17 protein-coding genes and 1 pseudogene are annotated in these 20,898 nt (G+C 63.7%); 8 read left to right on the top strand and 10 right to left on the bottom strand.

The window, feature by feature from the left end; genetic code table 11:
• The 9 genes and pseudogenes from EXY20_RS33425 to EXY20_RS33465 form a co-directional block, all read right to left on the bottom strand.
• Window positions 1-5,783: pseudogene (locus tag EXY20_RS33425) on the bottom strand (hypothetical protein); the annotation flags it as partial.
• A 208-nt stretch (window positions 5,784-5,991) separates the two neighbouring features.
• Entirely contained in the window at window positions 5,992-6,441 is a 450-nt protein-coding gene (locus EXY20_RS33430) for a phage tail protein (protein WP_135556775.1), read from the bottom strand.
• Between the two features lie 30 nt (window positions 6,442-6,471).
• Window positions 6,472-6,675, bottom strand: a complete 204-nt coding sequence (locus EXY20_RS40540; RefSeq protein ID WP_135556776.1) for a DUF6760 family protein — start codon at window positions 6,673-6,675, stop codon at window positions 6,472-6,474.
• Entirely contained in the window at window positions 6,672-7,049 is a 378-nt protein-coding gene (locus tag EXY20_RS33440) for a phage tail assembly protein (RefSeq protein WP_135556777.1), read from the bottom strand. The genes EXY20_RS40540 and EXY20_RS33440 overlap by 4 nt, the downstream gene beginning before the upstream one ends.
• A gap of 311 nt (window positions 7,050-7,360) precedes the next feature.
• On the bottom strand, window positions 7,361-7,795 hold the full coding sequence (locus tag EXY20_RS33445) for a phage tail protein (RefSeq protein WP_135556778.1): 435 nt from the start codon (window positions 7,793-7,795) through the stop codon (window positions 7,361-7,363).
• Between the two features lie 28 nt (window positions 7,796-7,823).
• The gene (locus EXY20_RS33450; RefSeq protein ID WP_135556779.1) at window positions 7,824-9,569 is read right to left on the bottom strand and encodes a phage tail sheath family protein; all 1,746 of its coding nucleotides are present in this window, start codon (window positions 9,567-9,569) and stop codon (window positions 7,824-7,826) included.
• 167 nt (window positions 9,570-9,736) lie between these two features.
• The gene (locus EXY20_RS33455; protein ID WP_135556780.1) at window positions 9,737-10,528 is read right to left on the bottom strand and encodes a hypothetical protein; all 792 of its coding nucleotides are present in this window, start codon (window positions 10,526-10,528) and stop codon (window positions 9,737-9,739) included.
• Between the two features lie 8 nt (window positions 10,529-10,536).
• Complete coding sequence (locus EXY20_RS33460; protein WP_235886324.1) at window positions 10,537-11,115, bottom strand: DUF4255 domain-containing protein; 579 nt, start codon at window positions 11,113-11,115, stop codon at window positions 10,537-10,539.
• Window positions 11,116-11,262: 147 nt separating this feature from the next.
• Window positions 11,263-13,653 (bottom strand): ATP-binding protein, encoded by a 2,391-nt coding sequence (locus tag EXY20_RS33465; RefSeq protein WP_167859703.1) that lies wholly within the window; start codon window positions 13,651-13,653, stop codon window positions 11,263-11,265.
• Window positions 13,654-14,070: 417 nt separating this feature from the next.
• On the opposite strand from EXY20_RS33465, the gene EXY20_RS33470 reads away from it, so the two are divergent.
• The 8 genes from EXY20_RS33470 (at window position 14,071) to EXY20_RS33505 (ending at window position 20,247) form a co-directional block, all read left to right on the top strand.
• Complete coding sequence (locus tag EXY20_RS33470; protein ID WP_135556781.1) at window positions 14,071-14,535, top strand: hypothetical protein; 465 nt, start codon at window positions 14,071-14,073, stop codon at window positions 14,533-14,535.
• 9 nt (window positions 14,536-14,544) lie between these two features.
• Window positions 14,545-15,744 (top strand): LuxR C-terminal-related transcriptional regulator, encoded by a 1,200-nt coding sequence (locus EXY20_RS33475; RefSeq protein WP_135556782.1) that lies wholly within the window; start codon window positions 14,545-14,547, stop codon window positions 15,742-15,744.
• 131 nt (window positions 15,745-15,875) lie between these two features.
• Complete coding sequence (locus EXY20_RS33480; RefSeq protein ID WP_135556783.1) at window positions 15,876-16,349, top strand: DUF2269 family protein; 474 nt, start codon at window positions 15,876-15,878, stop codon at window positions 16,347-16,349.
• A gap of 31 nt (window positions 16,350-16,380) precedes the next feature.
• On the top strand, window positions 16,381-17,199 hold the full coding sequence (locus tag EXY20_RS33485; protein ID WP_135556784.1) for an arylamine N-acetyltransferase family protein: 819 nt from the start codon (window positions 16,381-16,383) through the stop codon (window positions 17,197-17,199).
• A gap of 112 nt (window positions 17,200-17,311) precedes the next feature.
• A complete protein-coding gene (locus EXY20_RS33490) occupies window positions 17,312-18,280 on the top strand; it encodes an SPL family radical SAM protein (protein ID WP_135556785.1) in 969 nt (322 codons plus the stop codon).
• A gap of 74 nt (window positions 18,281-18,354) precedes the next feature.
• Window positions 18,355-19,305 (top strand): phosphotransferase, encoded by a 951-nt coding sequence (locus EXY20_RS33495; protein ID WP_135556786.1) that lies wholly within the window; start codon window positions 18,355-18,357, stop codon window positions 19,303-19,305.
• Window positions 19,306-19,471: 166 nt separating this feature from the next.
• Window positions 19,472-19,810: a hypothetical protein gene (locus tag EXY20_RS33500; RefSeq protein ID WP_135556787.1), complete on the top strand. Its 339-nt coding sequence runs from the start codon at window positions 19,472-19,474 to the stop codon at window positions 19,808-19,810.
• Between the two features lie 119 nt (window positions 19,811-19,929).
• Window positions 19,930-20,247 (top strand): acetyl-CoA acetyltransferase, encoded by a 318-nt coding sequence (locus tag EXY20_RS33505; protein ID WP_135556788.1) that lies wholly within the window; start codon window positions 19,930-19,932, stop codon window positions 20,245-20,247.
• A gap of 89 nt (window positions 20,248-20,336) precedes the next feature.
• Here EXY20_RS33505 and EXY20_RS33510 read toward each other — a convergent pair whose 3' ends face one another.
• Window positions 20,337-20,894, bottom strand: coding sequence for a GNAT family N-acetyltransferase (locus tag EXY20_RS33510; RefSeq protein WP_135556789.1), 558 nt, complete (start codon window positions 20,892-20,894; stop codon window positions 20,337-20,339).
• Between the last annotated feature and the right edge of the window lie 4 nt (window positions 20,895-20,898).

Genomic DNA, 20,898 nt, shown 5'->3' on the forward strand with positions numbered 1-20,898 from the left:
CGAGCCGCCGGCCATGCGGCGGCTGCAGTTGCGGCGGCCCGTGCGGCCGCTGCCGTGGCCGGCGAGCCGCCCGGCGCGCGCTGCGGCGATGCCGCGCCGGCGACGCGCTCGACGAGCCGCTCGACCAGCCGCAAGTTCCGCTGCGCCGCAACCAGCGGCTCTTGCCGCCAGAAGCCGCCGGCCGCCGCCGCCGATTCGGCGGCGCTGCCGCGAAGCCCTTGCGGCGCGTTTACGCTGCCGGCGGTGCCGGTGCCGTCGCCGAGCGACTGCGCCGGCGCTTGCGCCGACAAGGCGGCGCTTGCGCTGACGCGAGCCGCCGGCGTCCAGGCCGCGGCGTCGCCAGCGGCCGCTCGCGAGACCGCCGCCGCTGAGGGCGCGCCTTCCCGCGGCGGCGAAACCGCGGCGGCAATGCGCTCGATCAGCCGCTCGAGCAGGCTGTGCGTCCGCTGCACCGCAACCAGCGGCGCTTGCTTCCACGAGCGGCCGACCGACGCGGCCGCCGACATGGCAGCGTTGCCGCGAAGCCGCTCCTGCGACGCGTTGGCGCCGCCCGCGGTGCCAGCGCCGAGCCGCTGCGCCCGCTGCAGCCCCGGCGTTGCGGCGCTGCCGGCCCCCCGTGCGGCAGGAGCCAGCTCCGCTGCGCGAAGAGCCGCTGCCGCCGCAGATGCCGGCGAATTTTCTCCGGAGCGCAGCGTTGCCGGAGCAACGACGCGCCCGGCGAGCCGTTCGATCATCGTGCGCGTCGTCTGCGACGCAGCCGATGCTTCCTGGCTCCAGGGCCGGTAATAAGTCAAAAATACCGAATTGGCATCGATCCAGGCGTCGGCGCTTGCCGCCGACAACGCCGCCGGCGAATCCGTCGGCAAACCGCCCGTCAGGAAGGGCTGCTGGCCGAACGTGCCGGCCATGTCGCGCTGCGCCGGCGGGAATCCGGCTGCCGCATCCGCCTGTCCGGCGAATGTGCGGCCGTTGCTCGGCGTCAGCGGCGATTCCGCCGCCGCCGAACGGAACAACCGTCCGCCGGTTGTGCCTGCTCCGCCGAGCGGCCCAGCTTCGTCGCCGCCCGGCGTTGCCGGGCGCATGACTGCGCGTTGCTGCAGCGCTCCCGCCGCATCCGTGCGGCCCGTTGCCGTGGCGCCGCCTTCGCCGCTCGGCGCCCGTTCGACGAAGCGCAGCACAACCGGCTCGCGCGCCGGCAGCGGCTGCCGCCGAATCAGCGGCCCCGCCGCCGGTTCCTGCGTCGGCCCGCCGCCGGGGCGACCTGCCGCGCCGCCTGCGGGGCTGCCCGGACCGGCTCCGCGGCCGGATGCGCCGGCTTGCGGAGCAATGACGCCCATGCGGCGCTGACGCCGCCGCTGCAACGATTCGAGCAGCCGGTGCAGCGCCGGCTCCGTTGCCGCATGTGCCGCTTCCCCAGCGGGGGTTCGCCGGATGACGCTCCCCGCTCTGCCTGCGGCGGCCGGCCTTTCTCCAGCGGACGCCCCGGGATCGTTGCCCGAAGCGTCCGCGGAGCCGACCCCGCCGCCTGCCGTTTCGCCGGCAGTGGTTGACGTTACGGCGCTCCGCCATGTTGCCGCGCTTGCCGTGCGGCGCAATTGCTCCGGCGCCGCATCCGCTTCACCAATCGCCGGAGCGGCTTGCCGCAGCAGCCGCTGCGCTTCGCCCCACTCCGGCGCTTCCCAGGCAAGCGCGTTTCCTTGTTCGGTCCGCCCGTCTGTATCAGCGCCAGTCTTCTCGATCAGCGCCAAGCGGAAAGCGTTGTTGCCCCTCGCCAGCGCCGTTACGAAGTCCATGACGCCCGTGCCGTCCGGCTGGCGGCCACTGCGCAGCAGCGGCAATAACTCCGCTTGCGCCGTTTCGTCGCCGGCTGTCGCTTCCGCCTCGGCCGACCGTGCGCCTTCCCCGGTTGAACCGGCCGGCAACTGCCCGGCAGCGGCGCTTCGTTGCCGCCGCTGGCCGCGGGCGTCGGCGGATTGTTCCGCTGCCGGCGCAAACCGGCTCGCGAGCCATTGCCACAGCGGCTCCAACTCGCCGGCCTCTTCCGCCGTTCGCCGGTTGTTGCGGCGAAACGACAGCGGCTGCTGCCGGCTTGCCGCTTGGCCGCGTTCCTCCGGCTCGCGCCGGATGACGGTGCCGCCAAGCAAACCGGCGAACGATTCGTCCCCTTCGCCCGGCGCCGTGTAATGCAAGCGCCCCGCTGCGACAACCGGCGGCCCGTCCGGCCCGAACCCGGCTGGCCAATCGCCGATCCGGCTGTTGCGATTCGCTTCCGTCTGCCTCGGCCGGCGTATTTCCGCAGCGGCTGCAGCCCGATTCGACGATGCCGCTTCCGCGTTTGCCGGTTCGCCCGCCCCTCGCCACGCCTCGGAAAGCCCGCCGCCTGCTTGCTGCAGCCACTCCCGCACGGCTTGCCTGCGGCCGCGCGGCGTTGTTGCCGTATCCTCCGCCAACAGCCGCAGCGTTTGCCACACGAGCTGCGGCTGCGATTGCTGCCTGCGGCTCCCCGGGCCGGCCGCGCCGGCGCGTTGCCTGCCCGCGCGGCTTCCGCCCGTTGCCGCCGAAGCGTACCCGGCGGCCGCTTCGTCGCCGGCCGCTCGCCTGAGCATAACCGCGCTGTCGGCTGCGGTTATCGTTCGCTCCGGGAAGCCGGAGACGAGCGACCTCGCTTCCCGCAACAAACGAACGCCGAGCGCGATGCCTTCGCGGTTGCCCTGCAGCGCCCTTGCCGTCAGGCGGCGCTCTTCCGGCATACCGGACGCGATTGCGTCCGCCGGCAGCGCCAAGCCTGCCGTCCGCCGCAGCCATTCCAGCAGCAGCGCTCCCGCTGCGGGAAGCTGCCGCTCCGCCGGATGCCGCCGCGCGCGTTGCCCGGCTCCCGTTTCGCCGGTTGTCGGCTCTGCCGCCAACGCCCGGCGAATGCTTGCATTACCCGGCTCGCGCCCCCAAACCGCCATCCGGCCGTCCCGATCCGCTTCCCGTTCCGCTGCCGACGCGCTTCCGCCAAGGCGCTGCGCCGTTGTCTCCGCCGTTCTCCTGCCGGTTGCCGGGAACGTTCTTCCTTCATCCCCGTCGCCCCGGCCCGCAGCAGGCGGCGCCATAACCGCCGCATCTTGCACCGGGTTCATCTCCGCACCGCGTCTTCGAGCTGCCGTTGCGGGCGCGCCATCTGCCGGCGCCACTCGTTCGCGCTGCGTCACCGCCACCGGCGAACCGGGCGTCAACTGCCGGCCGCCCGCCATGCGCAGCAGCATATCCGCCTTGCGTTGCCACGGCCGCGCGACTGTCTCCCGCTGCAGCGGCTGCCGGCGAAGCGCCGTACCGGCGCGTTCCGCCTGCGGCCCGTCACCGGGCTCGGCCGTAAACGACGCAGCAGCCTCGCCGCTTCGCCGACCTGCGCCAAACCTCGACGCGGACATTGACCCGCCGGATGCAAACCCGCGCCGACCCGTTCTGCCCTGCTCCTCCGCCGACGGGGCCGCATCAAGCGCCGCGAAGCCGGAACGCCCTTCCACAAGCGTTGCCGCCACTTCCTGGGCAAGCCGCTCGCGCCACACGAATGCGGGCGCTCCCGCCCTCATCCGGTTCGGCGCGCCGGCAAGCGCCAGATAAGCCGTTACATCCGAGCGAAGCATCGGCCGCTGCGCCGTCGATCCGCCGGCAACCGCCGATTCCATGCCGGTTGGCGAGCTGTCTCCGGCTTGCTGCGCCGTCCGCCGGACGATTCCTGTTGCTTCAGCCGTTCCTTCGCCTGCAGCGACGGAACCGCCATCTTCAGTCCGACCGACTACTGCCGGCCCGCTTACGGCCGTCGCACCGCCGACTGTTGCCGGCAGCCACACGGCGCCTCGCGGCTCCCCGTTCCCGGCGCGCTCCGCGTTTGCCGCGCGGAATGCGGGAGCCGTCGCCTCCGCTGGCGCCATCTCCTGCATCCGCCGAATCGCCGCCGCCGCGTCGCGAGCGGACACCGCCTGGCTCAGCAGCGCGCGAACCGCTTCGGCAGGTGCCGCCGAACCGGCCTGCCGCACTAAATATAACAGTGCCGCCGGCGCATAACTGCCCGCCGCTCCGGCCATTGCCGGGAGCCCGAACGGATCGGCCGAAGCCGCAGCCACGCCGCCCGGGGCCGGGATGCCGATACGCGCCGCCATCCATTGGCGCAGCCGCGCGCCGCCCCAGTCCGCCCGGTTGGCGCTCCAGCCGCTCCGGCTGCCGAAGCGCTCCGGCCAAGCCTCGGCGTCAAACGCGGAAGGCCAAATGGCCGCCGGCCATTCGCCGTCCAATACCATCGCCCCGCGCTTCGCCGGCCACTGAACCGCCGTGCGCTGAATCCGCCCGGCTCCTTCTCCCGCAAAACCCGCTTCCGACAGGGAACCGTTCGCGTCATGAACCGAATCCGGCTCCGCTTCGCCTTCCGTCGCATCCGGGAAAGCTCCGGCACGGCGTTCGCCGCTTGCCGCTTCCTCTCCTCGCATCGCGCGAGCGTCTGCCGACGTCCTTGCCGGCCGAACAACCGCCCCCGGCCTTTCCTCATCCGTCGGCAGTTGATCCGTGCTTTCACCGGCAGGCAAGCTCGCCGCTTCATCCGCCGGATCGTCCGAAGATCGGCGATCCCGGGCCCGCTCGCCCGTTGCCGGCGGCGAACCGAATGGCGTCGCGGACGTCCACGGCGGAAGCGGCGTCGCCACCGTTTCCCCCGCTTGCCCCGTATCCGGCAGCTCCGGCGCAGCTTCCTGCCGCTTCGCCGACTCTGCAAACTGTCCCTCGTCCGCAAGCGGTCCGGAGCGGCGCTGCCGACCTTCGGCCTGCTCGCTCCCCCGATCCTCCGACCGACGGAGCGCCTCCGGCCGATCCCCCGCATCGCCCGTTTCCGACATACTCGCCGGATCCGCTGCCCCTTGCCGGCCCGGTGCGCCGGAAGACGGCTTCGCCTCCGGCTGCCTGTCCGCCGGCGCATGAGCCAACGCACCAGGAAGGTCGCCGTTCCCCGTCCCGCTTCCGGCCTGCCGCCGCCCCTCGCGCTGCGTCTGTTCCCGCGCGCGTTCCTGAGCCAACCCTTCGCCTTCGGGCGCATAACCTTCCCGCGGGGCGGTTATTTGCTGGCCGAACGGACGCAGCGTGTCCAGAGACAGCGGCTGCCACGGCGAAGCATCGCCTTCGGCCGGAGCGGCGCCCGGCGTGCGAGGCTCGTTCGTCCGCTCCGCGCGCCCCGCCGCCGGCGATTCCGGCCGACGCTGCACAGCGTCAGCTCTGCCCGGCGCCGGCCGATCCACCGGCACGCCCGGCGCCGCTGCTCCCGTTCGAGGCAGCAACTGCTCACCGCCTTGCCGTCCGGCAGCAGACGAAGGCGCCGTAGCTTCACGGCGGCCCTCCGGCCTTCCGGCATTCGCCGCACTCGTTTGCGCCGCTTGGCGCAGCGGGGCCGGGTGCCAATGTTGTTCGATCACCCGCTCCAGCCGGTGCAGCGTATCGGCCTTCGTCACGATCATCGACGCGTTGCTGTCGCGCATTTGCTGCAGCTGACGCTGCAGTCGGCGCATGAAGCGTAACCATTCGGCTCTGTCCGTGGAACGTTCGCGTTCGCGAAACACGATTTCCTGTCCGCCGAGATACGGCCAGCGGCCGAACCCGTACTTGCCGGCGATGCCGGCCGCGAATCGCTGCCAGCCTTGCGCCGACAACAACGCTCCGGCTCCGCCTCCGATGCCGCTTCGCTTGCTTCCGGCTTTCATTCGTATGCCGCCCGGTCCGCCCAAGGAACGACCGCCGGACCTTTTCAGAGCCATGAATCGTCCCCCCAATTCTTGGACGGACAAGGGCGTGCTTGAAAACCCGCTCAGTGGCATCTTGCACCGCCTTTTCGCCCCCTGCTGCGTTGCCTTTGCTTGACTTACCTCCTGTAAGCCCCTGCGCAAAACCGCCTTGCATGGAACGAAAATTCGGCACAATCCGCTGCCCTCGGCGTTCTCAGACACACCCTGGCGCGCCGCCGGTTTACTTTTTGCTGAAAATCGTCTTCAGCCCGTTATGCACAAGCTGCAGCGTTTCGATCGCGACCCCGTTCGAGGTGGCGTTCAGATCCGGTCCGCTCCACTTGACCGGATAAGACTCGAAAAAATTCCATCGGCACAGCTCCTTGCCGGCTTGATTTTGCAGGATGACCGAGCCGCTCTTCCGCGTGATCTTGCCGATCGACGCGTTCGCGTACCAGTCCCACAGCTCGCTGGAGTTGGAGATGCCGCGCTTGAACACGAGCGGCGGATACTTGATCCGCTTCGGCAATTGGTGCACGTAGCCGTTCACGCCGCCTTCGGCCACTTCCATCAGCTCGGTTTCCGCTTGCAGGCCCGACACTTCGGTGAAGCCGCCGACGATCAGCCCGTCCAGCTCGACCAGGAACCGATATGCGCCGATCACATCGTATTTGGTAGTTGAAACGGCCACGGCAACGTCTCCCTCTTTCGCCGGCGGCTCTTATCGCTTGCCGAATACGTCGAACACGTTCTCCGGCTTGCTGCCGCCGTCATCGTTCAAATTGCGGTTGATCCGGGATATTTCGTCGCACCATCTGCGGCGCTCGCGGTGCTCCATCGACATGATTTCATCGTGAGGCCAGTGCAGGTAATAGGCGATGAATCCGGCTTCCTCGTAAATCTTGTCGATGGGGTACCCGGTTATGCTCCGTCCGTCTCCGCGATAAAAGACACTTCAACGTCGAACTCGTGCTCGCATTTCGGACAAGTCGCATGCACCTTCGGAATTTCCATTTCGTTGATTTGCCGGTAAAAATTTTGCAGGAACGCGAGGTCGGCCGTAAACAGCTTCTCGACGACACGCGTATCGATCGCCCGCAATTCGCCGAGCTTCGTGATGACCCGCGTCAGCAGGATGATCGACAAATAGCCGGGATTGGCCTGCACGCGCTGGTCGCGCATCGGCAATATTTCGTCCGCCGCCGTCGCCAGCCGCATCACGCCGCGTTTGTGCAAATTGCCGTCTTCGTCCACGTAGCCTCGCGGCAGCTCGAATTCGTATTCGGTTCTGAATGCCATTGTTGGTCCTCCTCGTTATTGCCCTGACGGGCTTCAACCGTTGATCTTCTTTTCAATCCGCGTATCCCGTTTGGGATGCGACCGGACTCTATCCGCTGAATGGGTAGATAAATATGGGAAGGGCAATGGACCTTGGCGCCCCTTATTGTCGAATGGGATGGTTCAAATCGCAGGAATCGGTTTATATACAATCAGGTGCCAACAGGACAAACAAGAGACAAGAGGAAACGGCCATGCCGCCCTGCCCGGGCGGATACCGTTTCCCGCTTGTACGGGAAGGCGGGGTCCTTCGCCCCCCTCCCCTGGTTCGCTTACTTCGTACGGGTCATGCCTTCGTGCGCCAGCTCAAGCAGCTCGATCGCCACTTCGCCGCCGGTGCCGTTGAAGTTCGGTGCCGTGTATTTGGACGGCCATGCTTCGATAACCTGCCAGGTCGCGACGTCCGTGCCTTCTTCGTTGATCGCGATGATGGTGACGGTTTTGCGCGATACTTTGCCTTGCAGCGTTTCGGACATCCAGTTGTACATATCCATGGAGTCGGTAACGCCCCATTTGAGCGTAATGTTGCCGTATTTGGCCAAACCGGGCAGTTTGCGGGGGGTGATCACTTCGTTGCCTTCCCGGTACTCGATCACCGCGAGCGATGCGTCGTAACCGGCCACTTCGCTGAAGCCCGCCTGCTGAATGCCTTCCACTTCTACCCGAAATCTAAAATTGCGGTATGGGTCCCTGCGTTCGCCAGCCATGCTATTCCCCTTTCAGCGTATTCGCTACTTATTCTTCTCTCGTTTTCTGCGTGAAGCGGAAGATGACGAATTCGGCCGGTTTGACCGGCGCCACCCCGATTACGCAAATGAGCCGACCGTTGTCGATATCGTCCTGCGTCATTGTGCTGCGGCCGATATTGATGTAGAACGCTTCCGCCGGGCTTGCGCCCATGAGCGCTCCGTCGCGCCATACGCGCGTCAGGAACGCGTCGATCGTGCGCTGTACGCGCGCCCACAGCTGCTCGTCGTTCGGTTCGAACACGACCCAGCTCGTGCCGTTCTTGATCGATTCTTCGAGGAAAATAAACAGACGTCTTACGTTGACGTATTTCCAGAGCCCGTTGGACGATGCCGTCCGCGCGCCCCATACGCGAATGCCTTGTCCGGGGAACGACCGGATCAGGTTGACGCCTTTCGGATTCAGGATGTCCTGTTCGCCTTTGTTGTACTGGCAATCCAGGCCGACGGCGCCGCGCACGACTTCGTTCGCCGGCGCTTTATGCACGCCGCGCGTCTGGTCGGAACGCGAGTAGATGCCCATGACCGAACCGGACGGCGGGATGAAAATGTTGCGCTTGTCCAGCGGATCGAACACTTGCAGCCAAGGGTTGTAAATCGCCGCATAGTTGCTGTCGAAAATGTTGCGGTGCGTCATCACGTCGGCTACCTTCGTCTTCTCCCGCGGCACGTCGAGCACGGCGAAGCGGCTGGACAAGTTTTCGCAATGGGCCACGAGCGACAGCTGCACGTTCGGATCGGTTACGCCCGGAACGGACATGATGCTGACGACGTCGTTGTCGATGAACGACTGGATGCCGGTGCGTTTGCCCGGTCCGCGGTCAACGCCGATGAAGTCGCTAGCCGCGAGGCTCGATGCGGAACCGTCGCTGCCTGCGGACAGCGCGATCTGGAACTTGCCGGCTTCTTCCTTCAGGCCGGAAATGAGCTCGAACGGAGGAACGAAGCCGAGGTCGCCCGCGGAACCGCTTGTATCCGAAACGATGACGATGTTGGAGCGGGACAGCATTTTGGCCACGTGGTTGGCCGCCAGCACGTTCAGCGACAGCCGCTCGTACGTTTCGGCTTCATCGCCGTAGAACACGTGCATCGTAAATTCGGATGTTGTCAACACCTTGGCCGGCAGCAGGTTGCTGTCGACGATGTCTTCGGCTTCGCCGTCGATCGGGCTCGCCAGTTCGACGATGTTGTCCTGCGACGAAACGACCCGGTTGTATTGTTTGCCGCTGCCGCCGTCGAACGCGACGATGTCGCCCACGTTAAAGCCGGCATTGGATTTGACGCGATAGCTCGACGCGCCGACCACTTCGTAAACTTGCGTTTTGGCCTTGCTTGCCGGCACGACGGCGACGCGGACCTGGTTGCCCCAGGCTCCCGGATTTTTCGCCGTAATGTTCAGCACAGCCGCTTCCGTGTTGGCTTCCGTCTGGTTGTGAGCCTTCTTCGCATCGGAAGGAGCGACACGCATGACATAACAGCGCGAGCCCCCGTTCAGGAAGAAATGCTCCACGGCATAAGAGAGAAATCGGTAGTCGCCGAACGCGTTCTCCGACAAATAGCTGCCGAAGTTGCGGTGGAAATCGGCCACGCTCGTAATAAGCAGCGGAACACCCTCCACTTCCCCTCTTTGCGCGAGGCCGATAAATCCGGCCGTGCTGGTGCTCGCGCCCTCGAGCGGCTGTGCGCCGCTGTCAAACTCTTCCACGTACACTCCTGGCGATAAATATTCAGCCATTGTTCCCCGATTCCGTTCGTTCGCGCGAGCGATGCTGTACAGGCAGTCTGCGAAAATCGCGAACCCGGAATCAGTTCTCTCCTTTCTGCTTGGGTTTTATAGAAGATTGAACGAGTCCAATCCGCTAAAACAGGGGGAATTATGTAACCTTGCTGCAGGTCGGCACGTTACCAGCGTATCGTGCCGAGGTTGACGGTGGCGCCTTCGCGCATCGTCACCTCCCGCTCGATCGTTCGGCCGCCGGCGCCCTCAATTTGCAGCCTGACGTCGAATGCTTTGGTACGATGGCCGGGAAAGGCGATAACCGCTTCGCCGCGTTCGCTTGAAAACGTGCGCAGCACCGGCAGCAACAGTGAGCCCCGGGCATGGGGGCGGACAAGCGGCGCCTTGAGCTTGGCCGTGCGGCCCTCCGCTTCGGCGATTTCACAGCGCTCGGCCGCTCCTTCTCCGGTGCGGCTCTGAATGAGGTAGCATTCGCCCGGCAGCATAGCGCCGGCAAGTTGTCCGACGGTCAGCTCCCTGGCGCCGGCTTCGGTCTGCTCCGGCATCAGCCGCGCCTTGGCGCACGATTCGGTCGTGACGGTCGCCGTCAAGGCGAGCCCGGCTACCGGCCGCTCCTCGCCGTCCCGAAACATGACGCGGATCAGCGTGTCGTTCTCGCGGAACGGGAACGACGGCGTCGCCTTGAGCGGCACATAAACAATCGAATGAGCGTCATTCACGCGAATATCGAGTTGTTCCGGGAAGTAATCGGGAATGGTTACGTTCAGGCGATAGGCGCCTTCGGTCAAATCCGTGAACAAGTACCAGCCGTCGTCCTTGCGGACCGGCTTGGCTGCAATGTCTTCCAATGCGACAATGGCGCCTGTTTGGCGGGGAGCCTCCGAAGTATGGGCGTCCAGTACGCGAACGGCGAGCGACAGCCGATTCCTGAGCTTGACGAGCCGTACGGTTTCCATCGCCTCGCCTACCCTTCGATGCGGAAATCGCGCTCAAGCACGCGTTTCGTCGTTTTGACCCGGGTGGAATCGATATTTACGGGCCCGACGACGTAACCGACGGACAACTGATACGGAACGTCGGAGAAGTTCCACATTCGCGTCAGTTGGTCCCCGTTCAGCGTATCGAGCACGATGCGCACTTCCTCGTTCTGGTCGGCCAATGTGCCTACCACGGAAGAACCGCGCAGCACCGAGTGGTCGTACAGCACCTGCATCGCTCTGCCGAGAATGCGGTGCTCGTCCAGCGCGCGGGACGACAGCTCGGCCGTTGAATACGCCGTCAGCCAGTAGTACAAATCGACGGCCATCGGCGGATGCTGGATCGCGCTCGTGCCGCGGGCGATCATCCGCGTCTGGCGGTTCTCGCCGTTGTCGCGAATGTTGTACAGATACAGCGACAGGAACAAGTCGCCCTTGTCGGCCGGCGAAGCCATGCCGATCAGTTCCGGCTGGGAAATCGGCTCCGGCGTCATCTGCTCGCGAAGCAGCTTCACAATCGACGCTCCCACGTCTGCAATTACCGTAAAATCGCCGATCGCCAACACCTCCGCACGGCTCCGATATCAATTAGCAAAATACGCAGAATTTTGTCAATTCATGTACGCTATTTATTATACGGGTTCCGCTTCTCCGTGACTATAGCCAGCCTCTGAAAAATTAGCCGATTTGGCGAAAATGTGCCATACGACACATTAATGGAACTCGCCAAAATCGCTTTGCAGCAAAATCTTTCCTGTTTTTTGCAGTTCATGGCGGGCTGCTGTAAACAAATGTTTCATCGCGATGCGTTCGCCGGCGTCGGCGGCGAGGAAAGCGGCGGATACGGCGATGTTTTTGATGTTGCCGCCGGCGATCTCGAGCTTGGCCGCCAGCAGCGGATAATCGACATCGGACGACAGCGGCGCGTCCTGCGGAAACACCCCGCGCCAGATGCGCTCGCGGTAAGCGGCATCGGGAAACGGATAACGGATGATGTAGCTGATGCGCCGCATGAACGCTTCGTCGATATTTTGCAGCAGGTTCGTCGCCATGACGGAAATGCCCTGGTACTCTTCCATCTTCTGCAGCAAATAGGCGATTTCGACGTTGGCGTATTTGTCGTGCGAGTCTTTGACCTCGGACCGTTTGCCGAACAGCGCGTCCGTCTCGTCGAAGAACAGAATCGCGTTGCTGAGCTGCGCTTCGGTGAAAATTTCGTGCAGGTTTTTTTCCGTCTCGCCGATGTACTTGCTGATGACCTGGGACAAGTCGATACGGTAAATTTCCAGCTGCAGCTCGCTGGCGACCACTTGCGCGGACATCGTTTTGCCCGTGCCGGGCGGGCCGGCGAACAGCATGCTGAGCCCTTTGCCGTAGGCGAGCTTGCGGTCGAAGCCCCAGTCGCCGTAAACGACGCTGCGCAGCTTGATCTGGTTGACCGCCGCCCGGAGCTGGCTTTTCTGCTCGTCCGGCAGCACGATATCGTCCCAGCCGTAGCTCGGATCGATGCGCGTCGCCTTCTTCTCCAGCCGGTGCTGCACTTGCGCGTAGCAAGCGCGGTGCAGCGTCGGCGAATCGATCGGCGCCGGCTGCGGCGATGCCGCCGCTTGCAGCGCGGCTGCAGCTTCCGCCGTTGCGGCGCCGGCTGCGGTTGCTGCGCTTCCCGCCTGGCCGTTCCAGCCGGCAAGGCCTTGCGCGAGCTGCAGCGCCTGGGCGATCTGGCCCGGCGTGAAGCGGAACTTGCTGCCCATGACGGCAAGATCGACGTCGCCGGCGAAAGCGGCGTCCCGGGCGTAACGCAGCCACAGCGCCCTGCGTTCGGTTTCGTCCGGAATCGGCAGCTCGAGGTCGATGAACAGGTGCGTTTTCGGCTTGCGCACCGTCTTCACGTAGCGGTCGGCCAGCGCAAAAACGAGCCCGCCGTAACGCTCGACGCCTTCGATGAAGGCGGTCAGCCGGCGCTCGCTCTGCAGCCGCTCGTCCGGCGGCCGGCGCTCCTCCGGCTCGTTCGACTCTTCCTCGAACAGCAGCGACTCCGTCCGCTCGAAGCATAACGTAGCCTGCAGCAGCTGCGCTTCGCGGAACGCGCCGTCCAGCAGCTCGTGCAGCGGCTGCGGCTCCAGTTGCAGCCGCTTCAGATCGACGATCAGCAGCGGTTTGCCGAAGCGGCGGCACACATGGCGCACCTGCAGCTTCTTGCCGGCGCCGCTCTGGCCCCACAGGTACAGCATCAGCGGACGCGGCGCCGACGCCGACGGGGCGTAATGCGACGCGATGAATCCGGTCAGCCGCCGCTGCTGCGCATGCCCGACATGCAGCTCCTGCAGCGGCGCGTCGGGATAGTGGATCTGCGCATAGCGGGCCATGTCCGCGTCGAGCGCGCCGCTCTCCAGCAGGAAACGCACCATGCGCCGGTCGATCTGCAGCGGTTGGGCGAGCAGCGAGTCGGCGCGCGGCGCGCCTTCTTCCGGCCGGCGGAGGAAGTACGTCGCCAGCTTGCCCTTGGCGCCGAAAACCGCACGAGCCGAGCGGGCTTCCTGCTCCGAGCGGCAAAACAGCTGCAGCGCCGAGTCGACCGACGCATACTTGCGGGTCAAGTCGTCCTGCATGTAGCCGAACAGCCGCTCGTACTTGCGGTCGAGCTCCACGGCCAGCGCAAGCATGACGCAGCGCTCCTCGAAGGCGCCGAGCCGGAACAGCCGCGCGGCGTAAGGAAGCGGCAGGAACACCCCGCGCCCTGCGCTGCGGGCAAGCCGCGCCGCGATGCGCCGCTCCAGGCCTTCGAGTTTGCCCGCCAGCGCCGCGATCCCGGGCTGCCCGGCCGCCGCCGGGGCCGGAATCGGCATCTGCGCCGGCCGTTGCCGCACGAGGAAGGCGAACTCCGCGTCGGACACGTACAAGCCGTTGAACGGCTCGTACGGGACCTCCGGCCCTTCCGGCCACATCCGGCTGCGGCGCAGCCACAGCTCCAGCTCCGTGTCCAGTCGCGACAATTCGTCGGCATAATGTTCCCATCCGTGCGAATAGCCGTTTTCGTCAAGCAGCCGCGCCGCCGCTTCTTCTTCCGCAGCGGTTCGGCCGCTTTTCCAATTCCCGTCGATCATACGTCCTCCATTGCGTCTCCCATCCGTGAAAGCGCGTTGTCACGCTTCTTTACGGACGGCAACCATTTATCTTATGAAGTATATCGGCATTAACCGTTCATGATCTTAAGCGTACCGCAAGGAGCGGCGGGTGACCAGCCGGCGGAAGGTATTTCCTGCGTGTTGCACGGCTCCCGGACCGGGCAGGATTCGGGCTATCGCATGTGGAAAGGATACCGACACGCGGTTTGCTTCGCAGCCTGTTCAGCCGCATGTCAACTTGGCCCTCCTAATAGGCCATGTTTTATTGGTTATTTTGCCAAAAACGGTAGTCATCATGGAAATAGCCAATGATTTCGCTGGCTATTTGGCAGATAAGCTCGTTTTTTGCGCTTCTCGCCCTATTTCGATTTCAAACCAAGGAAAGGGGCATTCGCCATGCGCGCTGCCGAAGCATGGGAGCGGTTGCTGGAACCGCCGGTGCCGCTGTTTATTCATCTAGCCGCATCCGGGGCGGACGGCCGCCCGTTCGGCTGTCGCGGCTACGCCGTCGTGACGGAGCGCGAGCGCGGACGAATCTGGGTGTCCGTCATGCGCCGCCAATGGCGCCGGCTTCACGACACGGCGCGGCCGGATGCCTGGCTGGCCGTGCTTCTGACGTCCGGCGTCGACAACGAATCGTACCAGATCAAAGGCGCCTATTGCGGGTATCGCCCGCTCGCCAAGGAGGATGCCAGCGCACTGGAGCGTCAGCTGGAATGGACGGAGCGGACATTCCCCCGTCTGTCGCTGCTGCACGCAGTAAGTCCTAACGATTGTTTTGCCGTCGGTGTGGAGATATCGGCCGTGTTCGGGCAAACGCCCGGACCGCAGGCCGGCGTTCGTTTGCCGGAAAGGAGGTGAAGCCGCAGGATGCTGACCGCTGAATTGGCCCCCGCCCTGAAAGGGAATCTGCCATGTACGCTGCTGACCGTTTCGCGGGACGGAATGCCGAATATTATCAACTTGAGCCGGGTATGGCCGATCGATGCGGATCATATTGCCGCCGCCAACCAGTTTTTCAACAAAACCGCAGCGAACCTCGGCGAAAACCCGCATGCGCTGCTCCGGCTTGCCGATCCGAACGACTTGCTGCACTGGGAGCTGGAACTGCGCTATTCGCACGCCGAAACGGAAGGGCCGCGCTTCGATTCCATCCGGCACGAGCTGCAAACCGCCTATTGGATGGCCGGTCTGCCGGACGAGGCGCCGCTGCGCGCGGTGGCGGTTTTCCAGGTGATTGCCTTGCGAAAATGTCTGGAGGAAGCCGACCATCTGCTGCCCGCATCGGAGTTGTACGGCGATTTGCTAGCGGCGCTGGCGGATGCTCACGGCTGGCGCCGCATGACATACTGGATCGCCGGCAAAGGCGAAACGCCCATGCGGCTAGCCGCTTCCAGAGGGGTGCCCGGAGCGGGAACGGATCAAACCGCCTTCGAGCCGATGCGGCGGCTCTCCGCTCTGATTGAGGCGGAGCCGCGGGTTGTCCGGCTGCATCATATGCGGGAGCAAGTCAAGTACGTACAGACGATCCGCACGCACGACCGGCCCGTCCCCGGACCGCCTGAAGGCGGCGAAGCAACGGTGCCCGCACCGCCGACCCGGGGAAGCTATCTTGGCATTCCCGTTCGGGCATACGGCAGTTTTGTCGGCATCGTTTGTTGCGAAAGCGAGGAAGATGAGCCGGAAGCGTTCGAAAGCTACGACGATCGCTACTTGCAGCTGCTGTCCCGCAAGCTGGGCGAAGCGGTGTTCGCGGCTGCGGCCGTTCCGGAACGGGATCGCAAGCCGCTGCTCGGGCAGTTGCTGGTGAGGGCGCGGCTGGAGTGGGAACGGATGAACGAACCGTTCTTCACCGCGCTCAGTCCGCGGGAGAGGCAAGTGGCAATCTGTGCGGCCGGCGGGAGTACGAACGCTCAGATCGCCGAAACGCTTTATATCAGCAAACGAACGGTGACGACTCATATGGAGCGCATCTTTCTGAAGCTGCAGATCGCTTCAAGGGCGGCACTAACCCGCTACATCGTGGAGAAAGAGCTGGCGGCGGAAGCGGACGACGAGCCGCGCCGGTGAGCAACTTCCTTCAGCCTTGCACGCTTCCATTTGACGAGCAAAATACGTATTTCTACCGATACAAGCCCGCCTCGCATCGCGGTTAGAATGGGAACGCAAGGAAACTTGAATTCCCATAAGGCGGTGTTGCGATGAAATGGCTTGTTTTGGTGCATGTATTATCCGCGATCGTTGGACTTGGTCCGGCATTTGCGTTCCCGTTCCTGCTGTGGAAGCGGGAGTCCGTTGCCGGCATGGAGGAGTCGCTCCGCACGGTAACGCGGCTGGAGCTGTTTCCGAAGCTGTTCGGTACGCTGGCCGTGCTCTCCGGGGTGCTGTTGCTTCTGATGGGATCGTATGGCGGCTGGCTGCAAATGTGGATCGTCGGCACGCTGGCGATTTATGTGCTTGTCGAAGTGCTGGTCGTCGGTTTTCTCAATCCGGCATCGAAACGGCTGCTCGGCTTGCTGGCGGAGACGGAAGCGAAGGGCGGCGCCGTCGAGCCGGGGAATTTGGAAACGCCGCAGGAGGCATCCGTCCTGTACACCCGCGTTCGTTGGCTGCACGCATGGGCGTCGGCGCTGTGCCTGGTCATTTTTGCGCTGATGATCCTGAAGCCCCATTGAAGAGGCAGTTCAAAAAAGGAGGAGAGCCTGCATGACGATGAACGAATCGGTCGCCCATGATTACCTGACTTGCCTGCAAGCGGAGCGGCAGCCGCCGAGCCTGGCGTATTTGCACCGGTTGATCGGCTTGCATCTGACGACGTTCCCGTTTGAAAACATAAGCAAATTCCACTATTACACGCATTTAGGGAAAACGGGGCTGAACTGGCTTCCGGATGCGGAGCAGTTTCTGCAGCGTTTCGCCGGACAAGGGCTCGGCGGGAATTGCTATATTCTGAACGCGCACTTCGGCGCTTTGCTGCAGGCGCTCGGATTTCAGGCGAGCCCGGTGCGCGCGACCGGCGGCAACACCCATCTGGGGCTGATGGTTACAGTTGAAGGCCGCTCGTATTACGTTGACGTCGGTTACGGCGCCCCGTTGTTCGACCCGCTCGCACTGGAGGAACAACCTCGTTTCACCCGCTTTCGGGAGGAAGTCGAAATTTCCCGGCTGTCGGGCGATCAGTACCGGATCGACCGGCGCCTGAACGGGAACAGCCTCGTGGCCAAATGCATCGAATGGCGGCCGGCCATGTTGGCGGACTTTGACGAGATCATCGCACACTCGCTGCGGGACGAGGACGAAAATCCGTTCATGCGGCGCATCGTCGCCACTCTGTTCCGACCGGACGCCGCCTTCGGCGTCGTGAACCGCAAGCTGTTCGTCAGAACCGAACGCGGGGAAGAAACGCATGAATTCGTGCGGCGGGACGATTGGCTTGGCATGTTGCGGAACACGTTCGGCATCGAGCGCAACATGGCGGAGCAGGCGCTGGCATTTCTGGAGGAGCGGGACGTCCGCTTGTTTTAATGCCGCCGAGAACAATGGCGTGAATTGCAGCACTTGAAAAGAGAACATACGTTTGGTATGATGGAACCACTTTCCCAATTTACGACCTTGCCGGAAGCGCGGTGAACTTCTTATGAAACGCAAAGTCCGATACGAGCCGCTTGCGGCCAAAACGATTTTGAACCGGGTCAACGTGCCGGCGATGCCGTTCGAATGGTCGATCAATCCGTACCGGGGCTGCCAGCATGGGTGCAGCTTCTGCTACGCGCGGGGCACGCATTCCTTCCTGGGCGCCGAGACGGACGATACGTTTCAGAACCGCATCTTCCTGAAGGACAGCGCCCCCGCCGTGCTGCGCCGGCAGCTGGAATCGCTCGTCCGCGCCAAGCGGGGCCGCGGGCTGTCGATTTGGCCGCGGATCGGCCGCGTCGCCATCGGCACCGCCACCGATCCTTACCAGCCGATCGAAGAGCAAGCGAAGCTGACCCGCGGCTGCCTGGAGGTGCTGGCCGACTACCGCATCCCGGTGTCGATCATGACCCGTTCGCCGCTTATTTTGCGCGATCTCGATTTGCTCCGGAAGCTGCACCTGACATCGATCAATATCAGCATCGGCACGCTCGATCCGCTCGTCTGGAAGCAGTTCGAGCCGACTACGCCTTCTCCCGCCAAGCGGTTCGAAGCGGTGCGAACGCTTGCGGAAGAAGGATTGCCGGCCGGCGTGTTCCTGGCGCCGATTATTCCGCTCGTCTCCGACGGCGAAGAGGCGCTGCACGAGCTCATCCGCATGGCGGCCTCCAGCCGCGCGTCGTTCGTGATGGCTTCTTTCCTGCGGCTGAGCATATCCGACGTCAAAGTGTGGTTCTTCCGGACGCTCGAGCGATACTACCCGCATCTCGTATCCCGGTATACCGAGCTGTACCGGGGCTCCGCGTATGCGGCGGAAGCTTACCGCGAGCCGCTGAAGCGCACGATCCGCGAGCTGCTGGACCGCTATGGGCTTTCTTCGCTGGATACAGGCGGCCCCCGCGTCCTCGGGAAGACCGGCGAACCCGCTCCCGCGGAAGCGGCGCCGCCGATCCAGCTTGCCTTTTCGTTTTAGTCGTCATCGCTCCCGATGTGTAGTACAATGAAGGCACCTTAACCGTTCGTTTACAATGCAGGGGGTGACGGAACATGCCGCACTCGGCGATGCTTCCGGACGGCACGCTGGACGACGCGAAAATTACCGGGCGCGATCATCTATACACGAGACGGAACGGCAGATCGATCGAACGATTCTACATGAACAAGGACGGGCACACCGTCAGCTATATTTTGAAACCGTTGGCGGACGAATCGCATCTCGGCAAGGAAGCCTGGGTGCAGCAGCATGTGTTGTCCCTGCTGCCGACCGGTCATGCCCGCATCGTCGCCAACGCCGACCATGACGATCCGGGGCGATACTGGACGATTTTCGAAGATATGGGCGCGCTGTCGCACGATTACGACGAACCGCTGGTGCTTGATATGGCCGCCGTCATTCCGAATTGGCATCAGCTGCCTGCCGCACTGGTGCCCTATCGTTTCCGCACGGACGCCGATAAGCCGTCGCTGGCTTCGAAGCTGGCGGATATTCACGCCGGTTGGCCGCAGCTGCGCGCGACAATCGCCGAGCTCGGACTTGCCGAGCCGCTGCTTGGCCGCCTGGAACTGCTCGTACAGCGAGCAGGCGACGATTCGGAGCAAGTGGTGACCCACGGCGACTTGCATCGGGGCAATTATTTTGCTCGCGACGGCGCCATCGTCGTCATGGATTGGGAGCACCTTCACATCGGCTCGGTATATTGGGATTTGTACTGCCTGCTGGACATGACGCATCCCTATTACCCGAAGCCTTCCAATCCGCAACTGCGCAGCGAGGCGCTGTCCGTTTACATGGAACACAGACGGCGGCTTGGCTGGTTGTGCGACCGCGAGCGGTTCATCGCCGGTTATTTCGCTCACGCGGCGATTTGCACCGCGTGGCTGATGCTGGTCATCGAAGGCGATCTTGCCGCCGGCGCCTGGGACCGGCAGCAGTTGCTCGACCAGCGGCAAGCGACGTTCGCCGCGTTGAATGGGCTGCTGCAGCAGCCCATCGGCTAGTACGCCGACGATCGCTGCAGCGAGACGGCGGCACCGCAGACAGGCGCCGTCGTCACCGCAACCTCCATGGGCATTCACACCTGCTGGGCACCTGCATAGGATGGGGTATCAAAGGGAGTATGGCTTGCTAAACTCTCCCCACTGACGACATGGAGGTGTCTTACGCATGATCAACCCTGGCAATGCCCCGTCGCAGGTCATCTATCAGGCCGACCCCGCATCCTTGAACGCGATTCATCAGCATCGCGATCATTTGCACGGGCTCTGCAGCCAATACATGAACAAGCCGGTTATGGTGGAGATGACAGACGGCCAAAAGTACGAAGGAACGATCGTTCGCGTCGAAAAAAGCCATTTGTATTTGAAAGTCAAACAGTACCCGGCAAATCCGGGACCCAACCGCTTTTTCCCCTTTTTTGGATCGCCGGGCTTCTACAATGACGAGGTCATTATGACCCTCGTGCTGTTCGAACTGCTAGTCATCACCTTGCTGCTTACCGCATAAGGCCAAGCATCCGCGGAAGCCGCTTCGACTTTGCCCGCAGCCGCCAAGGCATGGGCATTCACACAAACTGGGCATCCGCATAGTATGGGTTATCTATTCTATATGGAGGTGCCTCACGCATGATGAACCCGAACATGGGCCAGACGCAGGTCATCTATCAGGCCGATCCCGCGCATCTCGCTGCCATGCAGCAGCTTCGCGACAAAATGCACGGCATATGCGGCCATCACATGCACAAGCCGGTAATGATCCAAACGGCGGACGGCTTGACGCACGAAGGAACGATCGTCGCCATCGAGAAAGAACATCTGTACTTGCGCGTTACGCAATATCCGGCGTCGAACCGCTTTATTCCGCCGTTCGGATTCGGCCCGGGCGGAGGCGACGTCATTTTGCCGCTGGTGCTTTACAATCTGCTTGTCATTTCGCTGCTGTAACACGCGCTTCTGCCCGAACGAAGCAACCGTGCCTTCTCTCGAACGAGAAGGCACGGTTGTTCGTGTAGCGGCATGACGCGGCCGCTTCCTTATTTGCCGTTCCGCCGGTACGCTTGCTCGTGGAACCGGGTGATGCAGCGAAACAGCGCCTTGCCGTCATCCGGCAGCCGATCCCGTTCGTCAAAGTTCGCATACATGGCACGATACGGCTCCGGCACCCAGATATATTGATGAACGTATTCGGTCGCAAGAAAGCCGTTCCGCTCCCAGAACCGGATCCGGCGGACATTCTCCTCCGTCTCTTCGGCTTCGACTTCGACAATGATGCCTTTGCTGCCCGCTTCCGTTTGCGCCCATTGTTTGATCCGATCGAGCAACCTCCTTCCATTCCCGCTGCCGCGAACGTCCTCCCGCACCGCAATGTAGTCGATCAGCAGCGCATTTGCCTGCCGGTCGATGCCCGTCAGCGCCATGCCGACCAACTCCGACTCCTCGGTGACGGTATGCAGCTGGCACAAGCCTCGTTCGAACATGCGGCGAATGATGGCGCGGCTTTTTTTGCCGTCCCGCGGAAACGCCTGCTCGTAAATGCGCTCCGCCTCTCCCCACAACGCATCGTCCCATTCAGCGGTAACCCGATATTCCATGGCT

Source organism: Paenibacillus cymbidii, from assembly GCF_004764705.1.
Classification (GTDB): domain Bacteria; phylum Bacillota; class Bacilli; order Paenibacillales; family NBRC-103111; genus Paenibacillus_AN; species Paenibacillus_AN cymbidii.